Source organism: Pauljensenia sp. 20925_1_27 (assembly GCF_041432835.1).
Taxonomy (GTDB): domain Bacteria; phylum Actinomycetota; class Actinomycetes; order Actinomycetales; family Actinomycetaceae; genus Pauljensenia.
In genome coordinates this window covers 1-3579 of sequence record NZ_JAPWAH010000037.1, presented here as the reverse complement: position 1 = coordinate 3579, position 3579 = coordinate 1, and the positions used below count along the sequence as shown (strand labels likewise).

The following is a 3579-nucleotide window of genomic DNA, read 5'->3' as shown; positions in this document are numbered from 1 at the left end:
CGCACCTCTCGCCCGGGAGGAAACCGTTGGGGGCGCTGGCCGTCTGGTCATTAATCGTGTACTGCCGCTGATGGTGGTTGCCGCTCGGTGATCATTACTGTGTTGTGCATACGGGTGTTTGCGGCACGGCTATCGCCCTTCGGCGGGGTGTGTCGTTAATGGATTTAAATGCGTGGAGGGCCTCACCTGTGTGGGTGAGGCCCTCCGTTGAGGTGTGTTGTGGCGGTGTCCTACTCTCCCACAACCTGGCGGTTGCAGTACCATTGGCGCTGCCGGGCTTAGCTTCCAGGTTCGGAATGTTGCTGGGCGTTTCCCCGGTGCTATGACCACCACAAGACTGGTGTTCAACACTGTTCCCCACCCTGTTTGCTTGTGTGGGGGTGTGGGTTGATCGTGGTTTGTATAGTGGTTGCGGCACTGTGTTCATTGTTTCTTGGTTCACCCGACGTTGTTGGTTGGGTGGTTGTTTAGTGTTGGCCCATTAGTACCAGTCGGCTCGCGAGCACCTCGCGGTGCTTCCACCTCTGGCCTATCAACCCGCTCGTCTGGCGGGGGCCTCTCACCCCACGTGGGGGCGTGGAAACCTCATCTTGAAGCAGGCTTCCCGCTTAGATGCTTTCAGCGGTTATCCCTTCCGAACGTAGCCAACCAGCCATGCACCTGGCGGTACAACTGGCACACCAGAGGTTCGTCCATCCCGGTCCTCTCGTACTAGGGACGGCCCTTCTCAAGTTTCCTGCGCGCACAGAGGATAGGGACCGAACTGTCTCACGACGTTCTGAACCCAGCTCGCGTACCGCTTTAATGGGCGAACAGCCCAACCCTTGGGACCAACTCCAGCCCCAGGATGCGACGAGCCGACATCGAGGTGCCAAACCATGCCGTCGATATGGACTCTTGGGCAAGATCAGCCTGTTATCCCCGGGGTACCTTTTATCCGTTGAGCGACCACGCACCCACGTGCCATGGCCGGATCACTAGTTCCTGCTTTCGCACCTGCTCGACCCGTCGGTCTCACAGTCAAGCTCCCTTGTACACTTGCACTCGCCACCTGATTACCAACCAGGCTGAGGGAACCTTTGAGCGCCTCCGTTACATTTTAGGAGGCAACCGCCCCAGTTAAACTACCCACCAGGCACTGTCCCCAACCCGGATCACGGGTCTAGGTTGAGGTGACCGCTTGAACCAGAATGGTATTTCAACGACGACTCCACCACCGCTGGCGCGGCAGCTTCACAGTCTCCCACCTATCCTACACAAGTCCAAGCGAACACCAATACCAAGCTATAGTAAAGGTCCCGGGGTCTTTCCGTCCTTCTGCGCGAAACGAGCATCTTTACTCGTACTGCAATTTCACCGAGTTCGCGGTTGAGACAGCGGAGAAGTCGTTACGCCATTCGTGCAGGTCGGAACTTACCCGACAAGGAATTTCGCTACCTTAGGATGGTTATAGTTACCACCGCCGTTTACTGGGGCTTAAATTCACCGCTTCACACCCCAAAGGAGTGTTGACGGTTCCTCTTAACCTTCCAGCACCGGGCAGGCGTCAGTGCGTATACATCGCCTTACGGCTTCGCACGCACCTGTGTTTTTGATAAACAGTCGCTTCTCCCTATTCTCTGCGACCCCACAACCCCACCCACACGCTTGGCGCGGGGAAGTCACGGGGTCCTCCTTATCCCGAAGTTACGGAGGAATTTTGCCGAGTTCCTTAACCACGATTCACTCGAACGCCTCGGTATACTCTACCTGACCACCTGAGTCGGTTTAGGGTACGGGCGCGTCATGCCCTCACGTCGAGGCTTTTCTCGGCAGCATAGGATCACCACAAGTCCACACACGCGTGTGTCCCTCATCAGTTCTCACCCCTCGTGCCACCCGGATTTACCTGGGCGGCGGGCCACAACCTTAAATACGCTCAACCATCGGCGCACTGCAGCTACCTGTCTGCGTCACCCCTGTTAACACGCTTGCCTACCATCACCGGGGCCCCAAGACCCACACACACGCTCGCAGCCCGAAAGCCACAAGGGTGCGCGGGCAGATTGGTTAGCACAATGACTTCAGCATGGGCGGTCATAACGCGGTACCAGAATATCAACTGGTTGTCCATCGACTACGCCTGTCGGCCTCGCCTTAGGACCCGACTAACCCAGGGCGGATAAACCTAGCCCTGGAACCCTTAGTCAATCGGCGCTGCGGATTCTCACCGCAGATTCGTTACTCATGCCTGCATTCTCACTCCCACACAATCCACCAGAAGTTCCCTCCAGGCTTCACCTCGTGCAGGACGCTCCCCTACCCAACAACACACCAGCACTCCAGTTCCTGGCGCCAGCATCGCGCGTTGTTGCCACAGCTTCGGCGGTACGCTTGAGCCCCGCTACATTGTCGGCGCAGAACCACTTGACCAGTGAGCTATTACGCACTCTTTCAAGGATGGCTGCTTCTAAGCCAACCTCCTGGTTGTCACCGCGACTCCACATCCTTTCCCACTTAGCGTACGCTTAGGGGCCTTAGCTGATGATCTGGGCTGTTTCCCTCTCGACTACGAAGCTTATCCCCCGCAGTCTCACTGCCACGCTACACCTAATGGCATTCGGAGTTTGGCTGACGTCAGTAACCCACAGGGCCCATCGGCCATCCAGTAGCTCTACCTCCACCAGGGACCACGCGACGCTGCACCTAAATGCATTTCGGGGAGAACCAGCTATCACGGAGTTTGATTGGCCTTTCACCCCTACCCACAGTTCATCCCCCAGGTTTTCAACCCTGGTGGGTTCGGTCCTCCACACAGTCTTACCTCTGCTTCAACCTGACCATGGGTAGATCACCCCGCTTCGGGTCTAGAACACGCGACAAACGCCATATTTCAGACTCGCTTTCGCTACGCATACCCCACACGGGTTAAGCACGCCACGTATCACTAACTCGCAGGCTCATTCTTCAAAAGGCACGCCATCACCCCACAAGGCTCTGACGGCTTACAGGCACACGGTTTCAGGTACTATTTCACTCCCCTCCCGGGGTACTTTTCACCATTCCCTCACGGTACTATGCACTATCGGTCATCAAGTAGTATTTAGGCTTACCAAGTGGTCTTGGCAGATTCACACGAGATTTCACGAGTCCCGCGCTACTCGGGCACCACACCCACACACGCTGCCACCGGTCCGCTTACACGACTCTCACGCTCTACGGTCAGCCATCCCAAACTGTTCAACTCCCAGCAACAACACGCGCGACCCCCCGGCAGAAGGATCCAACATGGCCCCACAACACCAAACACGCAACGGCCGCCGCCTCTCACACGCATCTGGTTTAGCCTCCTCCGCTTTCGCTCGCCACTACTCACGGAATATCTTTTCCTGCGGGTACTGAGATGTTTCACTTCCCCGCGTTCCCCCCACCACCCTATACACGTTCAGATGATGGTAACCCAGCACAACCCAGGTTAGGTTCCCCCATTCGGACACCCTCGGATAATAACGCTCGCTCGCCAGCTCCCCGAGGCATATCGCAGGCCGCAACGTCCTTCATCAGCTCTTGATGCCAAGGCATCCACCGAATGCCCAACAA

At 57.0% G+C, this 3579-nt stretch carries 2 rRNA genes; both read right to left on the bottom strand.

The features are described from left to right. Nucleotides 1-217: 217 nt before the first annotated feature. Nucleotides 218-334: ribosomal RNA gene (gene rrf / locus O3684_RS10145) — 5S ribosomal RNA — on the bottom strand. A gap of 128 nt (nt 335-462) precedes the next feature. After that, nucleotides 463-3578: ribosomal RNA gene (locus O3684_RS10140) — 23S ribosomal RNA — on the bottom strand. Between the last annotated feature and the right edge of the window lies 1 nt (nt 3579).